This is a genomic window from Nonomuraea sp. 10N515B (assembly GCF_052245915.1).
Lineage (GTDB): Bacteria > Actinomycetota > Actinomycetes > Streptosporangiales > Streptosporangiaceae > Nonomuraea.
In genome coordinates this window covers 336,329-359,424 of the sequence record NZ_JBQQBQ010000005.1, presented here as the reverse complement: position 1 = coordinate 359,424, position 23,096 = coordinate 336,329, and the positions used below count along the sequence as shown (strand labels likewise).

The window sequence follows — 23,096 nt, the reverse complement described above, 5'->3', positions numbered from 1 at the left end:
TCAGCTGGCATGCGGGCATGGCGGAGCCACACTCCGTGCTGCTGAGCTGGTATGGCCCCGTCAAGCGGGGAGGGTCACCTGGTGCCGTAGTTGTAGAGCGGCTGGTTCGGCGGGGTCAGCGAAGGTGACGCCACATTGACCACGGCAACGGAAGCACCGACCGCCAGCAGAGCTCCGATGGCCAAGGCCACGAGAAGTCGCAACAACAGAGCACTCCTTCCGATCGGTGGCGCAGTGTGCCGAGACTAGAACGTGTTCCGGCTTGAATCCATAAGATTGGTCAAACCGTGATAAAGCAAGTTACTCTCTGGTATATCACGAAACGCCGGGTCAACGCCGCAGCAAGTGGAGCTCTTGGCCGCGGAAAATGGTCTTGAAGCCGGCCACCTCAAGCAGGAACCCGTTCTGACTTGCCGGCGCCAGGACGTACCTGACGGGCAGCCGAGCGTGATCACCGGCGGCCAGGAGCTCGCCTGCGTGCCGGTTGAGCGGGTCCTCGCCGCGCACCCGCAGCCGGACGCCGTCCGGCAGCCCGACGTACAGCGAGTCGTCCCAGACGACCCGGCGCTCGAAGAGCTTCGTGGCCGGGTCCAGCACGATCCGGCCGCCGTTCCAGGCGAAGGCACGGTGCGCGCCCCAGGGCAGCGACAGCAGCGCTCCGGGGACGGGGTCGGCGTTGACGATCCGCTGCACGGCCGTCCACTCCGGCGGGTACGTGACCGCCGCCAGCCGCCCGAACCCCCCGAACGCGAGCGTGGGCAGCACCAGCACCGGCGCCACGATCCCGACCAGCGCGGGCGCTCCCTCCTTCAAGGCCGCGGCCAGGCCGACCGCGACCAGGAGGGCGAGGGGCGCCAGATAGACCTGGCCGTCGCGCAGCGGCCCGAATCCCGGCCAGAGGGCGATGAGCCACTTGAGCGCCTCGCGGCCGGCCGTGAACGCCCCCAGCGCCGCCAGGCAGAGCCCGGCCGCCGCGGCCACGGCCAGCCCGCCCCACCACGCCGGCCGGTCCGGGGCGGCGCGGAGCCGTCCGTAGCCGAAGACGCCCACCGCGACCAGGAGCAGGCGCGCGGTGGCGAGCCACCACGACTCCTGGCCGGGCAGCCCGGCGTCGGCGCTCCAGATGCCGCCCAGGGAGAGCAGGCTGCCCACGACGCCGAAGGGCCCGTCGGCGCGCGCCGCGAACGCGTCGACCCCCGCCGGGTCCGTCACCGCACCCGAGGCCATCGCGGGAATCGCCCAGGGCAGGCTGAACACGATCAGGATCGCGGCGACCACCGGCACTGCGCGGCGCGTGACGGCGATCGGCATCAGGGTGAGCGCCGAGACCAGCATGGCCTGGAACCCGCCGATCGCCGCGGGGAGCAGCGCCAGGGCGAGGCGCGTCCAGTGCATGCCCACGGCCCGCACCGCCCACGGCAGGCCGGCCACGCCGAGGAGCAGCGCCCACTGGCCGAGCATGAGCCGCTGGGCGAGATAGATGTTCCACGCGTAGCAGGCGGCCGCGACCAGCCGCGCCAGCCTGCGCTCCGGCGGCACCAGCGCCGCCGCGCCGGTCGCGGCCAGCACGAAAATCGCGACCAGCACGCCCTTCTGCACGATCTCCACGGGGAGCACGTGGGACAGCAGCGCCACCACCAGATCGCTGGGCACGGCACGAGGGAAGCCGCCGCTGTCCGGCAACAGCGGCGGATCGGGCACGAACAACAGGTCGTAGCGGAGCACCAGTCCCCAGCCCAAGGCGGGCCCCAGCGCCAGCGCCGCCAGCACCATGCCCAGGAGCGCGGGCATCAGCCGCACACGCAGGGGGCGCTCGACCTCCATCGAAGCACCGCCTCTCCCCTGCTCCCGGACATTCCAGGCACAGGGGAGCGTAGCCGCCGCAGCGTCACATGCGTTACTTGCCGGGCTCGGGGTCCCTGGGCAGGCCGAGCATCCGCTCGCCGATGATGTTGAGCTGCACCTCCGTGGTGCCGCCGTAGATCGTCATGGCCCTGGTGGCCAGCACCGCCCGGGTCCAGTAGCCGGCGTCGCCGAGCCTGGCGTCGGCCGCCGTCGTGGCGGCGGCGCCCAGCAACTCCACGGCCGTCTCGGAGACGTGCTGGGCGTGGGAGGTGGACAGCAGCTTGCGTACGGAGGCGTCCGCGCCCGGCTCGTTCCCCGCGAGCTGCTTGAGCGTGACCCGCAGCGAGAGCGCGTTGATCGAGTGGCCCTCGCAGACGACCGCCGCCACCGTCTGCGCCTCGGCCGGCGTCAGCTCGCGGCCGAGCCGCCCGATGAGGCCGAGCAGGTCGGGCACGGACGCGCCGGTGCCACCCGAGCCGGACGACAGCGAGACCCGCTCGTTGGACAGCGTGTTGCGGGCGACCTTCCAGCCCTCGCCGACCTCACCCACGACCAGGTCGTCGGAGACGAAGACGTCGTCGAGGAAGACTTCGTTGAACAGGTTCTCGCCGGTCATCTCGGTCAGCGGCCTGACGGTGACGCCGGGGGCCTTCATGTCGACCAGGAAGTAGGTGATGCCCTCGTGCTTGGTGCCCTCGCTGGAGTTACGGGCGATGCAGATGCCCCACTCGGCCACGTGGGCGACCGAGGTCCAGATCTTCTGCCCGGTGAGCTTCCAGCCGCCCTCGACCTTCTCGGCCTTCATCTGCAGCGAGGCCAGGTCGGACCCCGCGCCGGGCTCGGAGAACAGCTGGCACCAGATCATCTCACCGCTGAGCGTCTTGGGCAGGAAACGCTCCTGCTGCTCGGGGGTGCCGTACACGGCGATGGACGGCACCACCCACGCGCCGATGATCAGTGCGGGTGTGCGGACCTTGGCGGCCTTGAGCTCTTGCGCGATCAGCACCTGCTCCAGCGGCTTGGCGTCGCGGCCCCACGGCTTGGGCAGGTGGGGCATGACGAAGCCGCGCGCGGCCAGCGCCCGCTTCTGCTCCTTGCCCTCGAGCCGGGCGATCTCCGCGATCTCGGCGCGGATGCCTTCGCGCAGCTCTTCCGCGTCCTCCGGCAGGTCGATCTCCATGTCGCGGGAGACGCCCTGGAGCGCCAGCGAGGCCACCGTGGCGGCCCACTCGGCCGACGAGCCGAGCAGGGCGCGCAGGGTGAGCGCGCGGCGGTAGTAGAGGTGCACGTCGTGCTCGAAGGTGTAGCCGATGCCGCCGAACGTCTGGATAGCGTCCTTCGCGCACTGGACCGCGGCGTCGGGGGCCATCACGCCGGCGATGGCGGCAGCGTAGTCCAGCTCCTTACCTGTGTTGATGGTCGCGCTCCCTCGGGCCTCCGCTGGCCACGGGCTGAACGCCCTACCGCTCTCCGGCCCGGCTCGCCGCTCCGCGGCGCGGGTGGCGTCCCAGACGGTGGCTCGCGCCTGCTCCAGCGCGACCAGCATGCGGGAGAGCTTGTGCTTGATGCCCTGGAACTGCCCGATCGGGCGACCGAACTGCACACGGACCTTCGCGTAGTCCGCCGCGGCGGACAGGCACCAGGAGGCCAGGCCCGTGGCCTCGGCGCCGAGCAGGATCGCGGCGAGGTTGCGTACGTCGGAGGCCTGGACGCCGCCCAGGATGCCCTCGGCGGGCACGACCACCTTCGACAGCTCGACCTTGGCCACCGGCCTGGTCAGGTCGAGGGACTTGATCTCGGTGACCGTGGCGGAGGAGGCGTCGATGAGGATCCATTCCTCGCCCTCGGCCGTGGCGACCGGCAACACCAGCGCGTCGGCGAGCGAGCCGCCGAGCACGGGCTCGGCCGTGCCGGAGACGACGAGGGAGCCGTCCTCGGCAAGGGTGCCGTGCAAGTCCCCGGCCAGCGCGACGGCGCCGGTGCGGGTGCCGTCGGCGAAGGATTCGAGGTGCTCGGGGCGCTTCGACGCGTTGATCACGGCGCTGGCCAGCACGGTCGGCACGTAGGGGCCGGGGGCCACGCGCTCGGCCAGGGCTTCGACGGCCACCGCCGTCTCCAGCAGCCCATAGCCGGAGCCGCCGTATTCCTCGGGCACGTGCAGGCCGAGCAGCCCCTGCTCGGCGAGGCCGGCCCAGAACGGCGGACGCCCGTCCGAACCGGCGCGCGCGAGCTCCGAGGGGATGTTCCGCTCGGCCCAGCCGCTCACCGACTCGCGGAGCGCCTCATGCTCCTCGCTCAACCCGATCGCCATTGCTCATCCTCCAGCCAGGTCCGAGTCATGCCCAGAACCATATTCTAGAGGATGCTTCTGACTCCCCGGCTAGATCGGGCGAACCTGCAGGGCGAGGGTGTTCAGATCGCGCCAGCGCGCCTTGTTCGACTCGGGGATCGAGGCCATGAGCATCGCCGGCTTGGTCTTGCCCACCTCGACCACCGTCACCATGGCCTGCGCGACCCCCTGCTCGCCGTCATTGGTGTAGGTCACCTTGTAGCCGAGCGTCCAGCCCTTGCCGAGCGGGATCTTCTTGGAGGCGGTCCACTCGACCGTGGCGCCCTTGGGGTATTGGGTGCGGATGCTCCAGCGGACGGCCTGGGTGGCGATCTCCCGGTAGTCGGCGTCCGAGCTGGGCTTCTTCTCGGGCGACTCGCCGGGATACATCGCCGAGGCGATCAGTGTGAACGGCATCTCGACCTTGCCGATCCGCTGCGCGATCGAGTACGGCGGGTAGGACCTGGCCTTCCACGGCGAGGCCAGCCGCGGATAGCTGATCCCGGACTTGGTGTCCGTGATGGTGCCGGTGACCACGGACGCCGTGCCCGAAAGGTTCTTGTACGCCTTGCTCTCCGGCACCGGCGGCAACACGATCGGGCTCTCGCTGACGGTCGGGCTGGGCGAGGCCGCCGTGGGCGTGGCCGACGACGTCGGTATGGGGGCGACGCGGACGACCTGCTCGCCCGGCTGGTTGTTGGTCGGCACGTCCCCGGAGAAGACCACGAAGATCAGCCCGACCGCCAGGACGGTGGCGAGGATGGCGCCGAACAGGTAGACGACCTTGATCGGCAGGTCCCCGATGCGGCGGGCCGGGGGCTCGGGCGGCAGCACCGGCGGCATGGGCGGCAAGGGTGGCCGCTGCACCGGCGGCTGGATGGGAGGCCCGGTCGGGGGCGGGGTCGAGGGCTTGATCGGCACAGAATTCCCCGGCGCCGGAGGGCGAGGGATCCTGATCGTCTCCTCCGCAGGCAGGACGACCTTGCGGAACGGGGTGGTGGGTGAATCGAAGGAAGGTTTCTGGTCGCCGACGTCCGCCATGGCCTTGAGGTTACGTCACTACAGAGAGGGATAATTCCCCTACTCCCCCTGCAGAATCTAATTCTGTAAGGTCTGCGGATATTCCGTGAAGCGTATCTTTCCAGTTGAGCTGGGCAGGGACCTCCCATGAGGGAGCCCATCAGGCAGATCATCGCGGGACTGCTTGCCGTGCTGCTCACCGGCTGCGGCACGATCACCACGACCGGCGCCGCCTCGCCCACGGCCACGTCACCGTCACCGTCGCCATCACCGACGGCGACGGCCGCCGGCCCGGCGCAGTCGCTGGAGGCGGCGTACGAGCAGGTGATCACGGATGTCCTGCCCTCCATTGTGCAGATCAACACCAAGGTCGGGCTCGGCTCCGGCATCGTCTTCGACTCTCAGGGGCACATCGTCACCAACGCCCACGTGGTCGGGCAGGCCACGCAGATGAACGTCACGATCGCCACCGGAGGCGCGCCCCGCCCCGCCCGCCTGGTGAGCTCCTTCGCCGCCGGCGACCTGGCGGTGATCAAGGTGGACAAGCCCGACGGGCTGCGGCCGGCCAAGTTCGGGGACTCCTCCAAGCTGCGGGTCGGGCAGATCGTGCTCGCCATGGGCAACCCGCTCGGTCTGTCCGGCAGCGTGACGAATGGGATCGTCTCGGCGGTCGGACGTACCGTCACCGAGCCGGAGAACCCCGGCTCCCCCGGCGCCACGATCGCGGGCGCGGTCCAGACCTCGGCCGCGATCAACCCGGGCAACAGCGGCGGCGCGCTCGTGGACCTGTCCGGCCAGGTGATCGGCATCCCGACGCTCGCCGCCAGAGACCCGGAGCTGGGCGGCGGCGCCGCACCCGGCATCGGTTTCGCGATCCCGAGCAACACCGCCACCGACATCGCCGGCCAGATCGTCAAGGACGGCAAGGTCACCAACACCCGCCGGGCCGCGCTCGGCATCAGGGGCCGCACCGTCGTCGGCCCCGACGACGAGCCCAGCGGGGTGGGCGTGGTCGGAGTGGAGCCGGGCAGTGGCGCGGAGAAGGCGGGCATCCGGCCCGGTGACATGATCGTGTCGGTCAACGACAAGAAAACGCCCACCATGGCTGAGTTGTCCGAGATCCTCACCACTCTCAAACCGGGCGACCAGGCCCGGGTGGCGGTGATGCGGGCCGGCGCCCGGCAGACGCTCAACGTGACGCTGGGGGAGCTCCCGGGCGACTGACCGGTCACTGCTTGGCGGTGAAGACGATCTCCACGCGGCGGTTCTTGGCCCGGTTCTTCTCCACCGGCTTGCCCTGCACGATGTTGGGCAGCTTGGGCCGGCTCTCGCCGTACCCGCCGGCCTGGAGTGTCATGCCCGGGCCGGTCAGGAGCGCGCGCATGGCCTGCTGCACGGCCTGCGCCCGCCGCCGCGACAACGCGACGTTGTAGGCGTCGCTCCCCTGGTCATCGGTGTGCCCTTCGATCTTGACCACGCCTCCCGCGCCTTCGGCGTTGACCTTCTCCGCCACCTGCCGCAGCCGCTGCCGGGCCTTGGCGGTCAGCTGCCACTTGTTCAGCGGGAACAGCACGTCGCTGGTCAACGCGACCGTCACCTGGCGGCCTTGCTTGGTCTCGCTCTCGGTGCCGTCCATCGACTCGACCTCGCCGATGATGTCCTCGACGGGCAGGACCAGGTTCTCGACCGGACCGGTGGCGTCGGGTGGGAGCTCCGGCACGCTCGGCGCCGGGGTCGGGGACAGGACGAGGGCGACGGTCAGGCTAAGAGATCGGAACATCGGTGAACACGCCGATCATGGGCATCTCAACGTTGACCTTGGTGACGTCCGCAGGCGGCGCGGCGAAGACCGCGTACAGCGTGGAGGCCTCTCCCGACTCCAGGAACTGGCCCTGGGTGCCGGAGCAGACGCACTTCGCGTCCTCACCGGTGCCGTTGCGGGCGACCCGGTAGCGCTTGGCGTTGACGGGGTCGATCAGGGAGACGCCGGAGACCGTGAAGTCCAGCGCGGCGGTGCCCAGGCCGTTGTGCACGTTGACCTTGCCGTCGGTCGCGGTGACCGTCCAGTTGAGGCTGACAGTCCTGCCCTGGCGCTTGAGCGCAGTGATCTCGACGCGGGCCTTGCCGAACATGTCCCCGGCGCCGACCTTGGCCTCGCGACTGGCGATCACCTGGCCTTGCTGCGCGGGCGCGCTCCGCGGTTGCCGAGTCTGGGTGGGCGTCACCTTCTCGTCCGAGACAGCGTGCGACTGCCTCTCCTCGCCACCGCCGCCCTGCTGGCCCGGAAGCATTCCGCAGCCCGCCAGCGCGACGGAGCTCGCGGCCGCGACGGCCAGCGCGATCGTCCTTCGCATGATGTGATCACCTTCGTCGTTCGGGGATGTGGCCCTCACCCTAGGGAGGCGACCTTCAGGATCCGCATAGTCCGCTATATGCGCTGACCACGTCGCCTGCGAGCCTCCTGTGCGAGCCGTACGGCCTCGGCCTTGCCTTCCTGGTCGCCGAGGCCGTCAAACTCTCCCATAGCACTCACAAGAGCATCAACAGCACCATCAGTATCGTCACTATCCAAAGCGGTGCGGGCTACCAGCATGAGGGCCTGCGCGGCGTTCCTGCGGTCGCCGTACTGCGTGAACGTCTCCAGCGCCTCACGGGCGGCGCTCGCGGCGGCGTCGAGGGCTCCTTCCGCCCGCGCCACCGCAGCCAGGACGAGCAGGGCCTCCGCCGCGCCGCGTGGATCTCCCAGATCCCGGTACGCGGCCAGGCTCTCCCGCAGCAGCGGCTCATCCTGGCGCAGGCCCCCGAGCGCTCGCAGCGCATCCGCCCGGCCGCGCCGATCGCCGGCTTCCTCGAACGCGCTCAGCGCCCGCACGAAGGCCTGCTCGGCCTGCGCCACCTGCGGCGACGGGTGCGTGGAGCCGGAACAGGACTGGGGTCGGCGGGCTTGGACGAGGCCGAGCCGCAGCGTGATCCTGGCCAGTTCGAGCCCTTCCGCCAGCGGCTGGGCCGCTCGCAGGGCCGCCGCGGCCGCCTCCGTGCGCCCCTCGGCCCTGTGCAGGTCGGCCAGGCCCCGAAGCAGGAGCGCCTCTCCGCGCCGGTGACCCGCCGCCCTGGCCGCGTCCAGGCCGATCGCCGTGGTCGCGTGCCAGTCGTCGTGGTGTGCGCCCAGCTCGAACAGCGGCGTCAGGTAGAACGCCAGCCGCCAGGCCGCCTCATGCAGGCCGGCCCGGTAGAAGTCGTCGACGGTCGCGACCAGGAAGCGGCGTTCGGCGCTCAACCACCGCGCCTCCTGCCGCAACCACCCGGTTTCCACGACCGGGTCCACCGGCGGTCCTCCCGCCGATCCGGTTTTGAGGGCATGGTTCCCCGGCGGGTCATGGTCGGGGCGGTGGACCTCGGTGCGGCCAGTGCCGGGCTCGGCAGGTAGAAGGGCCGCCCGGGCCTGGCGGGTACGCTCCACGATCGCCTCCGCCCGCACTGCCAGCACGCCGCCCGGGCCGCCGTCCTCCTCGGCCAGCCGCTCGGCGGCGTAGAGCCTGGTCAGGTCGTGCCAGCCGTAGCGTTCCTGGCCGGCCTCGTCGAGCCCGCGCGACTGCAGCAACCCGGCCTCGGCCAGCGACTCCAGCTCCGCGCCGAGCACCCAGGAGGCGAAGTCGGGTGCGGACCACGCGCCGAGCTCACGCAGCAGGCGGCGTTCGGAGTCGGGCAGGCCGCGGTAGCCGAGTGCCAGGCTGCCGCGTACGGCCAGGTCGCCCGCGCTCAGCTCGTCGAGCCTGCGCCGCTCGTCCCCGAGGCGGCCGGCCAGGTGCTCGAGCGTCCAGCCTGGTTTCCTGGCCAGCCGGGACCCGGCGATGCGCAGTGCCAGCGGCAGGTGACCGCAGAGGCGGACGATGCGCCGGGCGGCCTCGGGCTCGGCGTGGACCCTCTCGTGCCCGGCCACTCCGCCGAGCATGGCCACGGCCTCGTCCTCCTCGAGCACACCCAGCTCGTACGCCCGCGCCGCCTCCAAGCCCGGCAGTGACGACCGGCTGGTCACCAGGGTGAGGCTGCCCGGCCCGGTCGGCAGCAGGGGGCGTACCTGGGCCTCGTCGGCGGCGTCGTCCAGCACCACCACCAGCCGTCTGCGGGCCGTCATGGTGCGGTAGAGCCGTACGCGGTCGTCCAGCGCCGGAGGCACCGCGCCGTCCGGGCAGCCGAGCGAGCGCAGCAGATCCTCCAGCACGGCGCTGGGCGGCCGGGTGCCGAGCGCGGCGTAGAGCCGGCCGTCCGGGAGGTCGATCCCGGTGGCGGCGTGCACGGCCAGCGCCGACTTCCCGCAGCCCGGCGGGCCGTGCAGGACCAGGTGTACGGGGGCCGCCGGCGCCTGCTCGCCGGCCGTCCGGTGAATCCAGTCGAGCGCCGCCTGCCGCCCAGCAAAGTCGGAAATGTCCGGCGGCAGCTCATCACTCACCGCAGCGGCACGCCGCCCGCCGTCGATCGCCACCCCCAGACCCACACCGTCCGGCGGCTGATGGCCTCCGTGCGCCGGCCACGAGAGGTCGTCATGTGATGGCTGCGGGGCGGCGTCGGACAAGACCCGCTGCTGGGCGGCGATCAGGTCGGCGCCGGGTTCCAGGCCCAGCTCCTCGACCAGCGTGCGGCGCGCGTCCTGGTAGGCGCCGAGCGCCTCCGACCGGCGTCCCGCCTGGTGGAGGGCCTCGATGAGGCGCACCCAGGCCCGTTCCCGCAGCGGGTGCGCGCCGACCAGCGCCCGCAGCTCGCCGACCACCTCCGCGCCCCGGCCCAGCCGCAGGTCCAGCTCAACGCGCTCCTCCAGCGCGGTCAGGCGCAACTCCTCCAGCGGTACGGCGTGCGCCCGGCGCAACGACGACGACTTGATGTCGGCCAGCGCCTGCCCCCGCCACAACCCCAGCGCCGCCTGGAACCCGTCCGCCGCCTCCGCGGCCTGACCCGCCGCCCTGGCCCGCCGCGCCGCGGCGACCAGTCGCTCGAACCGGTGGCAGTCGACGTCGTCCGGCCCGACCTCGATCAGATAGCCACCGGGCACCGTGCGGATGCCGTCGACCAGCTTGCGCAGCGCGCTGACGTACACCCTGAGCACCGACTCCGCGGACACCGGCGGCCGGTCGTCCCAGACCACGGACATGAGCCGCTCCACGGGGACCCGCTCGGGAGCGGACACCAGCAGCGCGGCCAGCACTGTACGGTGCTTGGCCGGTCCCGGCGCCCGGGCCCCGTCGACCCGCAGCGGCCCCAGCACGCCGAACCGCACCCTCACTCACCCCTCAACCGGCATGTCATCGACCTACCGGCCGGAGGGCGAAGGAGTCGAAGCGGACGCGTGCGGAGGCGGAGGCGGTGGCGCCGGCGGCGGCGTGCACGCCTGCCTCGTCCGGGGTGTACGGGGCGTCGGCGTCGGACGCCTCGGCGACCAGGCGCTCGTTCAGCCACATGCGCAACGTCACCTTGTCCCCGCTTCTCGCGCACTCGGCCACGATGCGGTTGACGGCGGTGACGGGCTCATTCGCCGGGCCGTGCAGGGTCGTGCCGCGCGTGCCCGTGCGGCGCTTGACGATCGTGATCTTTCCCGAGCCGGTCACCGCGAACTCGTAGCGGTCTCCGGAGCCGGCCGAGCCGTGGCACCACACACCGTACTCCCCGCTTCCCTGGGTCAGGGTGGCCTTCGTACTGACGATCACGCCGCCGCCGGGCTCCCGCCGGGGCGCCGACTTCCACAGGCGCCAGCCGGGGTTGACGGTCAGTTCGTAGCCGGCGCCCGCCTGGCGGGCGTTTCCGCCCTCGGACGTGCCGACCGCCCAGGCGTCGCCGAAGTCCGCCTCGTACGGCCAGGTCTCCTGCCACAGTCCGGGCACGGCCAGTGCCGCTCCGCCGACAAGCGCCATCGCGGCGACGCCGGCCGCCCACGGCCACCACCGCCTCCTCCGCCTGCCCTCCGGCGCACCGCCAGACTGCGTGCCGCCCGAATGCGTGCCGCCCACCGGCGGGCGGTGCGGCTGCGCCTCGTCCAAACCGGCGCCGGCGGCGGGCCGCGCGCCGGGCGTCAGCGCATCGGCAGGCCGCGCGCCGAAAGATGGCGCGGCGACGGGAGGGGCAGCCATCGGGGTGCCCGTCCACGTACGTTCCACTACCTCGGTGGCCGTGGCCAGGCGAGTGCCACCGACCAGCTCGGACAGCAGCCCTTGGGCGGTGGGCCGGAGGCGGGCGTCCTTGGTGAGCGCCCGTGACACCACCTCCCTGATCCCCTCGTCGAGCCCGTCCAGCCGCGGCCCTTCCTGCATGATCCGGTACAGCACCTCACCAGGCGCCCCGCCCTCGAACGGCAGCCGCCCGGTCCCCGCGAACGCGATCACCCCGCCCCACGCGAAGACGTCGGCAGCAGGCGTCAGCACCTCGGCGCGCACCTGCTCGGGCGCCATGAACGCAGGCGTGCCGAGAATCGCCTGGCTGGCCAGACTGTCGTGGTCCACCAGCTGGGCGATGCCGAAGTCGATCACACGCGGCCCGAGCGGCGAGAGCAGCACGTTGGAGGGCTTCAGGTCGCGGTGGATCACCCCGGCCCCGTGGATGGCGCTCAGCGCGGTGGCGATCCCGACCGCCAGCGCCTCCAGGTTCCCACCGGACAAAGGCCCCTGATCGTGTACGACCTCCGCCAGCGACGGCCCTTTCACGTATTCCGTGACGAGATAGGCGACATCCCCGTCGATCCCCGCGTCGAGCACGGGCGCGGTGCAGAACCTGGCAACCCGCCGGGCCGCCGCGACCTCCCGCTCGAACCGCCGCCGGAACGCCGGATCGCGGGCCAGCGCCGGATTGATGACCTTGACGGCGGCCAGGCCGCCGGTGGGCGTGGCCGCGAGGTGCACCTCGCCCATGCCGCCCCGGCCGAGCAGGCGCCGCAGCGCGTACCCGCCTATGAGCCGGTCACCATTCATCCCAGACACATTAGCCAGGTGAGCGCAGAGGTCATCCGGCGGCTGAGGACTGGGTCAGCCGGTAGCGGGAGGGCGGGACGCCGTACCGGTCGATGAAGGCCTGCCGCAGCGTCTCCGCCGTCCCGAACCCGCACCGGACCGCGATAGACGCCATCGGCAGCGACGTGCTGGCCAGCAGATGGGCGGCGGCCTCGGCGCGGGCCTGGCGGACGTACCGGCCCGGCGTCTGCCCCAGATGCTTGAGGAACAGCCGGGTGAGGTGCCGCTCGCTGACGCCGGCCGCCTCCGCGAGCGCGAGCGTGGACAGGTCGTCGGCGAGGTGGGCCGTGATGTGCTCGACGGTCCGCCTGACCAGGCTGTTGACGGGCGAGGGAGGGCTGACGAACATGCTCATCTGCGCCTGGTTGCCGGGCCGCTGCAGGTAGGTGACCAGGTTCCTGGCCACGGTTCTGGCCAGTTCGGGGCCGTTGTCCTCTTCGACGAAGGCCAGCATGAGGTCCAGCGCGGCGGTGATGCCGGCGGAGGTGGCGACGTTGCCGTCGCGGACGAAGATCGGATTCGGATCGACGACGACCTCGGGGTATCGGCTGGCCATCAGCCGCGCCTGATCCCAGTGCGTGGTGGCGCGCCGCCCATCGAGCAGGCCGGCTGCGGCGAGGACGAACGCTCCCGTGCACACGGACGCGACGCGGCGGCTCTCCCGGGCCAGCCGGCGGACATGGCTGACGACCAGCGCGTTGCCGGCGGCGTCCTCGTGGCCGATCCCGCCCGCCACCACGAGGGTGTCGAGCGGTCCGGTGACCCGCTCCAGGGTCAGCTGGGGTTGCAGGATGAGCGCAGTGGCGGTGGTGACGGCGTGACCGCCGGGCGTGGCGACGCGATACTCGTAGTACGGTAACGCGCCGTGCCAGTTGGCGCTCTCCAGCGTCGTGGTGATGGAGGCGATCTCCAGCAGCTCCGCCGCCTCGTACGCCACCACCACGACCCGTCGTCGGTCCATAGGACCGACTGTAGGTCCGAAAGACGTACAACCCAAGTTTCCGGACCTCCCCTTCCCCGCGCCTTGGCCCGTGGCCATGCCCTCCGGGACAGTCGAAGACATGACGACGACAGCAGCTACCAAGCCCCGCCGCCGCTGGGGCAGGTTCACCCTCCACTACGTCGAGATGATCATCGCGATGTTCGTCGGGATGTTCGCGCTCGGCGCCCTCCTCGACGTCCTGGGCCTCGGCGTCTCCTCCAGCGAGTACCCGGAGCCGGCCTATCTGATCATGGCCTTCAACATGTCCGTGGGTATGGCCGTGTGGATGCGCATCCGCGGGCACGGCTGGGCCGCGACGCTGGAGATGTGCGCGGCCATGTTCGTCCCGGTCGTGCCGCTCTTCCCCCTGTTGTGGCTCGGCGTCATCGACGGCCACGGGGTGATGATGGTCGCGCACGTGGCGATGTTCCCGCTCATGCTGGCGGCGATGTTCCGCCGCCTCGACGAGTACGCCGGTTGCCATTGACCGCCTTGCGGTAGCCGTCCAGGACGTCCTGCCGCAGCAGATGCCCGAACCCGGCCCGCTCCAGCCGCAGCCCCAGTGCCGCCGCGTCGGTCCCGAGCGCGGCGGCCGTCGCGGGCAGACTCCAGCCGTGCTCGGCCAGCTTGCTCAGCAGGTGGCCGCGCCTGCTCTGCGCCTCCGACAGCCGGAACGTCTTCAGGTAGGCCAGCCGCCCGTCCCCGTCGGTGATGATCTCGCCGATGTGGTTCTCGCTCTTCCGCTCGAACGCCGGCAGGAAACGGCTCAGCGTGAACCGGCCGAGCCGGTAGACCTCCTCCACGTGCACGGGGGCCTGGAGGAGGCCGGTGGCCATGACCGAGTCGTGGAAGGCGGCCCACTCGCGCTCCCGCAGCAGGGCTTGAGCCCGCAGGTCGGCCAGGGTGGTCACCGTCGTCTCGTCGATGACGGCGGGGAAGTCCCTGGCCGGGTAGAAGAGCGCGTACTCGTAGACCAGCTCGCCGTATAGGTCCCTGATGAGGGTGGGGTGCAGCGCCCGGTAGTCCTCCGGGTGCGGCACCACGAAGGCGCTGGCCAGCGTGTCGCCCGCGTGCAGCAGCAGCCCGCACTGCCCCGGGTAGATCTCGAACACCTTGAGCGCGTCGTCGAGCCCGCGTACCTCGGCGCCTGTGTAGGCGTCCTCGGCGCGGGCGGACAGGCCGTGCGCGATCGCCTGGCGCGACCACTCCTCCCAGGCGATCACGGGGCCGCCGAAGTGCAGCGCGAGGAAACCCTCCACCGCCAGGTGCAGCGGCAGGAACCTGAGCCGGTTCTTGTCCACCCGGCGGGCCATCCTGCGCCGGGTCCTGATGCACATGTGGCGCAGCGGCTGGCCGAGCTGGGTGCCGTACGCCGCCGCCGGGGTGCCGTCGCCGGTCCACGACGCGACGAAGGCGTGGGGGACGTACGACGTGTAGACGGTCTTGTCGGGCAGGAACACCACGGACGGCTCGTCACCGTAGACCTTGGCGTGCAGCCGCAGGTCCTCGATGGGCTCGCGGCGCACGAGCGGCACCAGCCGCATCGCACCCCAGGTCTGCGCGGGCCGCGTGTCGAGACCGGTGAGATCGATCATCGTGCCTCCAGCTGCGCCGCCCGGTCCGCCAGGTACGCCCGCAGCTCGGCGAGCCCCGTCCTGCCCTCCGCGAACCTGGCCAGCTCCACCAGCGCCGGCAGGTCCTCGGCGTCCCTGATGCCGGCGGTCGGCACCATCGGCGACAACCGCCGCACGTCGAACTGGTCCGCATCGTAAACCGGGTTCACGTGCACGATGCCCACGTCACCGCCGGGGTCCAGCTTGCGCCGCCAGACCCGTAGCACCTCGCCCGCCAGCCCCGGCGGCGCGTTGTCCCAGCCGTCGGAGACGATGACGAGCATGCCGGGCCGCGCTTCGAGCGCGTCGAGCACCCGCTGCCCCAGCGGCGTCGGCCCGGACGGCCGGGTCTGGAGCGGATCGGTCCGCAGCGACAACCACAGACCGCGGTAGGAACCGGCCAGCGCCTCCAGCAGGTAGTGACAGGCCAGCGCCACCGCCAGCGGACGGCGCTTCTTCACCGGCGAGCCGAACGACGAGAAGCTGTCGTCGAGCACGGCAGCTACGCTGCCCCACGTGCCTGCCCGCGCCCCGGCCACTCGGGCGGCCACGGCCCGCAGCGCGCCCACCAGCTCGGCACGGCGCCGCGTGCGCGTGTCCGCGGGCAGCGCCATCACGTACGAGGCCAGCCGGACCAGCGGCATCGCGGCCAGGTCTGCCTCGGTGTCCAGGCCGTCCTTGCTCGCCGACTCGGCGAGGCGCAGTCGTTCGAGCCTGGTCAGCTTGGGGGCGATGCGTTCGAGGAACACCGTCCTGCTGATGCCGTGGCGGGCGGCGAAGCCCTCGGCGACGGTGTACGGCAGCTCGTACAGAGCAGCCTTGTCGTAATGCGAGCGCCGCCACGCCTCCAGCACCGGCGTCTCATAACGGGCGCGGCTGAACGGGGCGAAGAGGAAGTCGCCCAGCTCGCCCGGCAGCCGCAGGTGCGCGTGCCGCACCGCCGACTTCACCGCCGCGCGGTACTTGACGGCGTCGAAGGCCAGGTCGGGGCGGCCGGCGAGCCAGTCGCGGACGAGGGCGCGGGTGCGCCGGTTGTTGACGCCGTCGTGGCGCAGCCGCTGGAAGAGCCGGTAGACGCGGGGCGGGCTCATCCTGGCCAGCCGCCGCGCGATCAGCCGCCCGTCGCCCTGCCCCGGGTGGGCCAGCAAGGTGGCGATGACGATCGCGGCGTTGTGGTCGTTGATGTCGAGCGCGAGCGTGGCCGCGTACAGGTCCGGGTAGTTGCCGTGGATGTAGCGATGCAGGAAGCCGAGGGACAGCCGCTGCTGACCGGCCGCGCTGTGGAACTCGCGCTGGCCGGTCGAGGTGATCGCCGCGTTCGCGAAGAGCAGCACGTCCTCGCACTCGATCAGGTCGGCGTAGGTGTCCATGGGCTCCCCCGGGGTCGCGGACTGGCCGGGGAATGGGGGCACGAGCTGCGAAGCATCGCTGTACAGGCGGGTTCCGGAAGTCGCACCGAAGTCCCGCGGCCAGTCTGGTTCCGGACCTTACCGGGCGTTTTTGGACAACGCGACGGGTTTACGCAGCCGCACGCTCTCCGTCGTGCTCGCGCAGGAACTGCTGGAGCCCCGCCAGATCGTCGGTGTTGATGTGGTCCACGTCCGCCGCGATCAGCTCACGCCAGAGGGCATCCCGGGCCGGACCGGCCGCGTCCGGGGTGGCCCAGAACCGCACCCGCTGCCCGTCGCGGTGCGCCGTGGCCACGATCTGCCGCAGCTTGTCCCGCTCGGCGGCCGGCATCTCACCCTCGCCGAGCCAGGTGAAGTGCCTCGTCCAGTTGTCGCTGATCAGCGGGATCAGGGCCGGGTTGCCCTGTCCGAGGTCGGCCAGGCGCCCGTCGTAGAAGGCGTAGCGCCGCTCCTGGGCGGCCATGAGCTCGCGCGGCCGGTCCCCGCTGATGACCACGGTGATCGCGCCCGGCTTCACCTTGCCCTTGTGGTAGGTGGTGAGCATCTTCCGGTACGACGCCAGCACCTTGTCGAGCTCGGTGTACGTGGCCGCGCCGTTGTTCTTGATGTCCACCAGGAGCTGGAGTTGCTGGCGGCTGCCCGGGAAGACGTGCCCGTGGCCCTGGCGTACGCGCTGGGCCAGCGGATCCAGGTAGAGCGACTGGAGTGTGCGCCCCGGCCGCAGGTCCTCGGGGTCGTGACCGACGCGCAGCTCGCCTTCCACCAGGTAGATGTCCGCCTCGACGCTGGTGAACCCGTGGTCGACGGCGTCCAGGAGCGGCCGTTCGTGCTCGTAGTCGTTGTGGGCGTGCGCCCGGGGAAGGGGCTCGGCACCGCTGGCCGCCGCGGCGGGAAGGGCCGTCAGCAGGACGGCTCCGGCGGCGGCCAGCGCACCCAGGACTCGGCGCAACATCGCATCTCCTTACGAGGTCAGGGGATGCAGGTAACGCTATTTGCGTCAGATGTGACAGAAGTGAAGTTCAGCGGAATTCATGGCTCTTCGCGGGCCGCCTCCTGATCTCGCCGAGCGTCGCGCGGCTGGACCGGATGTCGGAGATCAACACGTACGCGACGAGCAGCAGCCCCAGACAGAGGGCGTCGGCCGCCCACCAGGGGATCTCCGCGAGCAGCAGGTTCCCGTCGCTGTCGCTCAGGGACCTGATCACCATCGTCACCACGGCCACGATCAAGGTGACCAGTAACCAACTACGCAGGCGCGGCAGACTCCCCTCGTTCCACAACCGGATACGCCAGCTCATGAACACGGCGAGCACGCCGAGCAGGGCGCAGAACCCGATCAGCCACCAGGGCAGGGTGAAGGCGGTCTGCGCGGTGATCTGCGCCTGCGCCGTACGCAGCTCCACCTCGGCCTTCTGCCTGGCCTGCTCGGCGGCGTCGAGCTCGCGCTGCAGCTGGGCCACGCTCTTCTCCTGCCGCGTCGGCGGCGAGGAGTCCTCCGTCGGCAACATCCGCGCCACGACGGTCAGCATGATCGCGACGAACGACAACGCCAGGACGATGGCCATGAACAGGTCGATGAAGCGCAGGTCGAGCGGCGGCGCGAACGGCCTGGCGGCCCGCTTCCTCACGGCTCCCTCACCAGCGTGTACTTCTGCGGCCGGCTCTCCACGGCGCTCAACCGCTCCACCGCGGTACGCAGCGCGTCCAGCCCTTTGACGAGTTCCTCGGTCCTGCCCCTGGACAGGGCCAGCTCCTGGGTGAGCCCGTGCATGGCGGGAGCGGCCTGCTTCGCCGGCAGGCGCGCGATGTAGGTGAGGAACACCTCGTCGGCGGCCGCCACACCGGCCCGCTCCGCCCGCTCCACCAGGGCCATCGCACCGAACGCCAGCACGCTCAGGAACAACGCGACCAGGGTGACGCCGAACGCGGAGGCCAGCTCGGGCAGCACGTGCTGCTTGAGCGCGGCGATCAGCACGCCCGGGTCCGCCTGGTTGTCCAGGGCGTTCGAGAACGAGTTGACCATCGCGCCCATCGTCAGCGCGGTGCCGATGAACCCGAAGACCGGCAGTGCCCAGATGAGCGCGTGGTCGAGGTGGTGCTTGTTGGCCATCTCGCCCTCGTCCAGCGCGGACCGGGCGCTCAACACCGCCTCGCAGTCGTTGCCGGCCTCGGCGGCCTCCTTGAACAGCTTGAGCCGTCGCGCCACCAGCGTGTCATCGGTCGGTCGCACCGCCTGGACGCTCACCACGGCCCGCGCCGTCGCCGCGCTCTCCCGCCGGATGTCCGGCACGGCCCTGGCGATCCTGAGAACGGTGGTCAGGAACACCCCGATGATGAGGGTGACCACCAGCTCGGCGGCCGGCGGTGCCGTGGTCGCGCCCACGGACACCAGCAACATTTCCACAAACCCGGCCACCATGAGCAGCGCGGAGACTATCAACCCCACCACGGGCGCGAACGCCGAGTGACGCCAACCGTACCTTGACACCCTTGAACCCCATCCGACACGTTAATTGTCAAAGACCCACCTAAGCACACGGAAAGCAACCTTTGGGTGACAGTGTGGTGCCATATCGGGGGTTCTCGTCGGATGTGCGATCTGCCGGTAGGCGCGGCAAGCCCAGCCAGATCGAAAGCCGTGATGTCCTGAAGGAGAATCTGTGCGACCCTCACGTCTGACCGCAGTCTTGGCCGCGTTGGTGGCCGCCATGGCGTTGCCCGGCACGGCCGGCGCCGCTGTCCCGCAAGCGCCGGCATCTGGTGTCCTGGCCAAAGCGCACACCGCCGGACGCGTGGAGGTTGCCGGGGACTCCGTTCAGTACAGCTGGCCCGGCGTCTCCTTCGAAGGCCGCTTCCGCGGCACCGGCGTCGGGATCATCCTCAACGACTCCGACAACGACTACGACGTCGAGGTCGATGGCGCGACCGTCGCCACCATGGTGACCCCGGGCCGGACCACGTACTGGGTCAACGGTCTCACGCGCGGCGTACACCGCGTGCGACTCGTCAAACGTACCGAGAGCCCGTGGGCCACGAGCGCCTTCGGCGGCTTCGTCGCCGCCCCCGGTGGCGTGATCCTCGGCAAGCCCGCCGCCCGCCACCGGCAGATCGAGTTCATCGGCGACTCCTACACCGTCGGGTACGGCAACCGCTCCGACAGCCGCGACTGCACCAACGACAAGCTCCACCGAACCACCGATGCCAACCTCAGCTTCGGCGCCCTCACCGCGCGCCGCCTGAACGCCGACTACCAGATCAACGCCTTCTCCGGCCTCGGCATGGTGCGCAACTACAACGGCAGCAACCCCCAGGTCACCTACCGCACGTACTACGACCGGGCGCTGCTGAACGTCGACGGCGATGTCTGGCAGAACCCGGGCACCTGGCGGCCGCAGTTGGTCGTGGTCGGACTGGGCATCAACGACTTCTCCACCGCCATCAACCCAGGCGAGCAGTGGACCCCGGAAACCCTGGCGGCCGCCTACCGCACCGCCTACCACACATTCCTCGACAAGCTCCGGGCCCAGTACGGCCCCGGCACGATGATCGTGGTCAGCGCCACCTACATGTCCAACACCACCGTCTTCGCCGAGACCGCTCAGCGGATCGTCCAGGAGCGCAACAGCAGCGGCGACGACCGCGTCCGTTACTGGTACTACAGCGAGTCAGGCCTGGACTACATGGGCTGCCACTGGCACCCGTCCGTCCACGACCACCAGATCATCGCCGAACGGCTCGACGCCTTCATCGCCACACTCCCGCTGCGCTGGTAGCCGGGCCTCGCAGGAGGGCGAATCGGAGCACTGCGGGCAGCGGTGTGCCGAGTTCGACGGACGAGACCAGGATGCCGTCCGGCACGGCGTCGGCCCGTACCGGGAGGTCGTCCAGGCGGACCACCGTGGCCGGATCCAGCAGTCCCGGCCGGGTCTTCAGCACAACCTGGCCGCGGGCCGAGTCCGGGACGTCGGCGAGGAAGGCGAAGGCGTGCTGGTCGTCGTGGGTCCAGCGGATCCACGCAGCGCCGTCGCACGGCTCGGTGGCGCCCGGTTCCAGCGGCCTGGTCGCGTACAGGGCGCTGCCGTGGCCGGCCATCCACGACGCGATGCCCTCCAGGACGGCACGCTGTTCTCCGGGCAGCGTGCCGTCGGCCTTCGGGCCGACGTTGAGCAGCAGGTTGCCGCCTCGTGCGGCGACGTCCACCAGCAGGCGGACGGCGCCTGCCGGGTCCAGGAGGTGCTCCGGGCCTTCGTTGCTGTTGTAGCCGAAGGACAGGCCGATGCCGCGGCACTGCTCCCAGTGCGCGGCCGTCTCGTTCTGGCGGTTCGCCTGGTATTCGCTGGTCAGGTAGTCGGCGTGGGCGCCGTCCCACCGGTCGTTGACCACGCCGTCCGGGACGGTGGCGTAATAGTGGGCGAACAGGCCCGGCAGGTCGGCCAGGCCCGCGTCGGGCCAGCCGATGTCGTTCCACAACACGTCCGGCCGGTAACGGTCGATCAGATCGTGGACCTGGCGCAACGCGTAGGCGGCGTAGGCGGCCTCGTGGGGGCGGCACTCGTCGATCAGATCCTCGTGCTGGATGACGGCCCGGCGGCCGGCGTGCCAGTCGAGCCCGCCGGAGTAGTACACGCCGAATCGAAGGCCGCGGGCCCGGGTGGCGGCGGCGAGATCGGCGACCAGGTCACGGTGCGGGCCGCGGTGCACCGTGTTGCGGGTGCCGGTGCCCGGCGCGTCCCACAGGGCGATGCCGTCGTGATGCTTGGTGGTCACGACGACGTAGCGGGCACCCGCACGGGCGAACACATCGATCCACTCCGCCGGGTCGAAGAGTTCGGCCTTCCACGCGTCGAGGAAGGTGTCATAGGGAAGGCCGCCGTGCACGGTGCGGTGGTGCTCATGGGCGGGACTGCCCTCGATCTGGCTGGTGTTCCAGTACCACTCGGCGTACGGGTTGTGGGCGAACCACACCTCCGGGTCGACGGCCCCCAGCTCACCGGTGGGCTCGGCCCACGCCGGCACCGAGTACGCGCCCCAGTGGATGAACACGCCGAACTTGGCGTCGGCGAACCAGGCGGGCATCGGGCGGCCCTCGTCTCCGGAAGGAAGATCACCCACGGAGCGCCCCCTTCATGGCGTCGCGGATGAAGCCGCGGGCGAACAGCACGAAGACCACCGCGAGGGGGAGAACGGCGACCAGCGCCCCCGTGAGGACCAGGCTGTAATCCAGGTTGTGCACGGTGTTCAGCTGGGAGAGCGCGACCTGCAGGGTGAGGTTCGACGGGTCGACCATGACGATCAGCGGCCAGGTGTAGTCGTTCCAGGCGGCGATGAACGTGGTGATGCCGAGGAAAGCCAGGCCGGGCCGGATGGCGGGCAGCCCCACGTGCCAGTACTGCCGGAAGAACCCGCAGCCGTCGATGCGCGCCGCGGCGAGCACCTCGTCGGGCACCGCCCCCTTGATGTACTGACGCATCCAGAAGATGCCGAACGCGTTCGCGGCGGCCGGGACGATCAGCGCGTTCAGCGTGCCCACCCAGCCCAGTTCCACCATGATCACAAATTGCGGGATGAGGGCGAGCTGCATCGGCAACATGTACGTGAGCAGCAGCAGGCCGAACAGCACCCGCCGCCCGGGAAACTCGTACTTGGCGAAGGCGAAGGCCGCGATCGAGTCGAAGAACAGGACGAGCGCGGTGGTGCAACACGCGACGATCAACGTGTTCAGCATCGAGCCGAAGAGGTCGATGGAGCTGATCAGCCGCCCGAGGTTATCGAACAGCGCGGGCCCGAAGGTCACCTTCGGCGGCACCTGGTACATGTCCTTGGTGGTGTTGGTCGCCATGACGGCGGTCCAATAGAACGGAAACAGCGAGACGAGCGCGCCCGCGACCAGGACCAGGTGCAGGGCGGCGGCCCTCAGCCGCGTGGCGGTCATCACAAGCCCCGTTCCCGGCGCTGCACGAGGCGCCAGTTGATCGCGGTGAACAGCAGGATGACCACGAACACCGCCCACGCGATGGCGGCGCCGTACCCGTAGTCGTTGTTGTTGAACGCCTCGCGGTAGAAGTACAGGATCGCGGTGAGCCCGGCCCCGCCGGGACCGCCCGAGCTGGCGTTGTTGGCCGAGTTGATGCCGAAGAGCACCTGCGGCTCGGTGAAGGTCTGCATGCCGTTGATCGTCGAGACGACCACCGTGAACAGGATGATCGGGCGCAGCATGGGGATCGTGACGCGGAAGAAGAGCTGCACGGGACCCGCGCCGTCGATCTTGGCGGCCTCGTACAGCTCGCTCGGGATGGCCTGCAGGCCGGCGAGGTAGATGATCGCGTTGTAGCCGGTCCACTGCCATCCGATGATCATGGCGATGACGATTTTGATCGTCCACTCGTTGACCAGCCACGGGACCGGCGAGGCCGACAGCCCCTGCAGGATGGCGTTGATCAGCCCGAAGTTGGTGCTGAACACCGAGCCGAAGAAGATCGTGACCGCGACGACCGAGGTGACGTTCGGCACGAAGTAGGCGATCCGGTAGAACCCGGCGAACCGCACGGCCGAGTTGAGCATGTTCGCCACGACGAGAGCCAGGAACAGCATCGGGATCGTGGACATGAACCAGATCAGGAAGGTGTTCTGCAGCGCCTGCCAGAACATGCCGTCCTGCATCAGCAGCTCGAAGTTACGCGGGCCGACGAACTCCATCTCGCCCAGGCCGTCCCACTTGTGGAACGCCAGATAGAGCGAGAAGAGCACTGGCACCAGCATGAACACGGTGAAGAGCAGGAAGAAGGGCGAGATGGACAGATATTGCGGCCAATAGCGGCGCCATGCCCTCTCCGGCCGGGAGTGCCGGGCGTGGGCGGGCCCGCCGCGGCCGGAGGCGGCCGCGGCGGGTCGGGGCATATTCGTGGA

General features: G+C 70.7%; 20 protein-coding genes. 3 read left to right on the top strand and 17 right to left on the bottom strand.

Annotated features, from left to right (window positions below; genetic code table 11):
* Positions 1 to 74 precede the first annotated feature (74 nt).
* The 4 genes from ACTWQA_RS10030 to ACTWQA_RS10015 all read right to left on the bottom strand — a co-directional run bounded on the left by ACTWQA_RS10030 (position 75) and on the right by ACTWQA_RS10015 (position 5,215).
* Positions 75 to 206, bottom strand: coding sequence for a hypothetical protein (locus ACTWQA_RS10030; protein ID WP_260477562.1), 132 nt, complete (start codon positions 204 to 206; stop codon positions 75 to 77).
* Between the two features lie 124 nt (positions 207 to 330).
* The gene (locus ACTWQA_RS10025) at positions 331 to 1,824 is read right to left on the bottom strand and encodes a hypothetical protein (RefSeq protein WP_443158976.1); all 1,494 of its coding nucleotides are present in this window, start codon (positions 1,822 to 1,824) and stop codon (positions 331 to 333) included.
* 73 nt (positions 1,825 to 1,897) lie between these two features.
* Positions 1,898 to 4,156, bottom strand: coding sequence for an acyl-CoA dehydrogenase (locus ACTWQA_RS10020; RefSeq protein WP_443158975.1), 2,259 nt, complete (start codon positions 4,154 to 4,156; stop codon positions 1,898 to 1,900).
* Between the two features lie 69 nt (positions 4,157 to 4,225).
* A complete protein-coding gene (locus tag ACTWQA_RS10015) occupies positions 4,226 to 5,215 on the bottom strand; it encodes a hypothetical protein (protein ID WP_443158974.1) in 990 nt (329 codons plus the stop codon).
* 126 nt (positions 5,216 to 5,341) lie between these two features.
* Here ACTWQA_RS10015 and ACTWQA_RS10010 point away from each other — a divergent pair, with 126 nt between their 5' ends.
* A complete protein-coding gene (locus ACTWQA_RS10010; protein WP_443158973.1) occupies positions 5,342 to 6,418 on the top strand; it encodes a S1C family serine protease in 1,077 nt (358 codons plus the stop codon).
* A gap of 4 nt (positions 6,419 to 6,422) precedes the next feature.
* Here the strand turns inward: ACTWQA_RS10010 and ACTWQA_RS10005 are convergent, their stop codons facing one another.
* From ACTWQA_RS10005 to ACTWQA_RS09985, 5 genes are all read right to left on the bottom strand, one after another.
* Complete coding sequence (locus tag ACTWQA_RS10005) at positions 6,423 to 6,974, bottom strand: OmpA family protein (protein WP_443158972.1); 552 nt, start codon at positions 6,972 to 6,974, stop codon at positions 6,423 to 6,425.
* Positions 6,958 to 7,548: a hypothetical protein gene (locus ACTWQA_RS10000; RefSeq protein WP_443158971.1), complete on the bottom strand. Its 591-nt coding sequence runs from the start codon at positions 7,546 to 7,548 to the stop codon at positions 6,958 to 6,960. The genes ACTWQA_RS10005 and ACTWQA_RS10000 overlap by 17 nt, the downstream gene beginning before the upstream one ends.
* A gap of 74 nt (positions 7,549 to 7,622) precedes the next feature.
* Entirely contained in the window at positions 7,623 to 10,472 is a 2,850-nt protein-coding gene (locus tag ACTWQA_RS09995) for a BTAD domain-containing putative transcriptional regulator (RefSeq protein WP_443158970.1), read from the bottom strand.
* 19 nt (positions 10,473 to 10,491) lie between these two features.
* Positions 10,492 to 12,147: a protein kinase domain-containing protein gene (locus tag ACTWQA_RS09990; RefSeq protein WP_443158969.1), complete on the bottom strand. Its 1,656-nt coding sequence runs from the start codon at positions 12,145 to 12,147 to the stop codon at positions 10,492 to 10,494.
* A 31-nt stretch (positions 12,148 to 12,178) separates the two neighbouring features.
* Positions 12,179 to 13,147, bottom strand: a complete 969-nt coding sequence (locus ACTWQA_RS09985) for a GlxA family transcriptional regulator (protein ID WP_443158968.1) — start codon at positions 13,145 to 13,147, stop codon at positions 12,179 to 12,181.
* Positions 13,148 to 13,247: 100 nt separating this feature from the next.
* On the opposite strand from ACTWQA_RS09985, the gene ACTWQA_RS09980 reads away from it, so the two are divergent.
* A complete protein-coding gene (locus ACTWQA_RS09980) occupies positions 13,248 to 13,655 on the top strand; it encodes a hypothetical protein (protein WP_327585323.1) in 408 nt (135 codons plus the stop codon).
* Here the strand turns inward: ACTWQA_RS09980 and ACTWQA_RS09975 are convergent.
* From ACTWQA_RS09975 to ACTWQA_RS09955, 5 genes are all read right to left on the bottom strand, one after another.
* Positions 13,603 to 14,763: an ARPP-2 domain-containing protein gene (locus tag ACTWQA_RS09975; RefSeq protein ID WP_443158967.1), complete on the bottom strand. Its 1,161-nt coding sequence runs from the start codon at positions 14,761 to 14,763 to the stop codon at positions 13,603 to 13,605. The two genes, ACTWQA_RS09980 and ACTWQA_RS09975, sit on opposite strands and share 53 nt — an antisense overlap.
* A complete protein-coding gene (locus ACTWQA_RS09970) occupies positions 14,760 to 16,151 on the bottom strand; it encodes a hypothetical protein (RefSeq protein WP_443158966.1) in 1,392 nt (463 codons plus the stop codon). The genes ACTWQA_RS09975 and ACTWQA_RS09970 overlap by 4 nt, the downstream gene beginning before the upstream one ends.
* A gap of 148 nt (positions 16,152 to 16,299) precedes the next feature.
* A complete protein-coding gene (locus ACTWQA_RS09965) occupies positions 16,300 to 17,142 on the bottom strand; it encodes a phosphatidylinositol-specific phospholipase C/glycerophosphodiester phosphodiesterase family protein (RefSeq protein WP_443158965.1) in 843 nt (280 codons plus the stop codon).
* Positions 17,143 to 17,209: 67 nt separating this feature from the next.
* Complete coding sequence (locus tag ACTWQA_RS09960; protein ID WP_443158964.1) at positions 17,210 to 17,818, bottom strand: hypothetical protein; 609 nt, start codon at positions 17,816 to 17,818, stop codon at positions 17,210 to 17,212.
* The gene (locus ACTWQA_RS09955) at positions 17,815 to 18,678 is read right to left on the bottom strand and encodes a hypothetical protein (RefSeq protein ID WP_443158963.1); all 864 of its coding nucleotides are present in this window, start codon (positions 18,676 to 18,678) and stop codon (positions 17,815 to 17,817) included. Before ACTWQA_RS09955 ends, ACTWQA_RS09960 begins: the two co-directional genes overlap by 4 nt.
* A gap of 172 nt (positions 18,679 to 18,850) precedes the next feature.
* Here ACTWQA_RS09955 and ACTWQA_RS09950 point away from each other — a divergent pair, with 172 nt between their 5' ends.
* Complete coding sequence (locus ACTWQA_RS09950) at positions 18,851 to 19,963, top strand: SGNH/GDSL hydrolase family protein (protein WP_443158962.1); 1,113 nt, start codon at positions 18,851 to 18,853, stop codon at positions 19,961 to 19,963.
* Here ACTWQA_RS09950 and ACTWQA_RS09945 read toward each other — a convergent pair.
* Genes ACTWQA_RS09945 through ACTWQA_RS09935 form a run of 3 tightly spaced genes read right to left on the bottom strand, consistent with a single transcriptional unit; the run spans position 19,935 to position 23,087 of the window.
* Positions 19,935 to 21,302 (bottom strand): alpha-L-fucosidase, encoded by a 1,368-nt coding sequence (locus ACTWQA_RS09945; RefSeq protein ID WP_443158961.1) that lies wholly within the window; start codon positions 21,300 to 21,302, stop codon positions 19,935 to 19,937. The two genes, ACTWQA_RS09950 and ACTWQA_RS09945, sit on opposite strands and share 29 nt — an antisense overlap.
* Positions 21,295 to 22,122 carry a carbohydrate ABC transporter permease gene (locus ACTWQA_RS09940; RefSeq protein ID WP_443158960.1) on the bottom strand — a complete coding sequence of 276 codons (828 nt, stop codon included), beginning with the start codon at positions 22,120 to 22,122 and terminating at the stop codon, positions 21,295 to 21,297. The genes ACTWQA_RS09945 and ACTWQA_RS09940 overlap by 8 nt, the downstream gene beginning before the upstream one ends.
* Positions 22,122 to 23,087 (bottom strand): carbohydrate ABC transporter permease, encoded by a 966-nt coding sequence (locus tag ACTWQA_RS09935; RefSeq protein WP_443158959.1) that lies wholly within the window; start codon positions 23,085 to 23,087, stop codon positions 22,122 to 22,124. Before ACTWQA_RS09935 ends, ACTWQA_RS09940 begins: the two co-directional genes overlap by 1 nt.
* Positions 23,088 to 23,096: the final 9 nt, after the last annotated feature.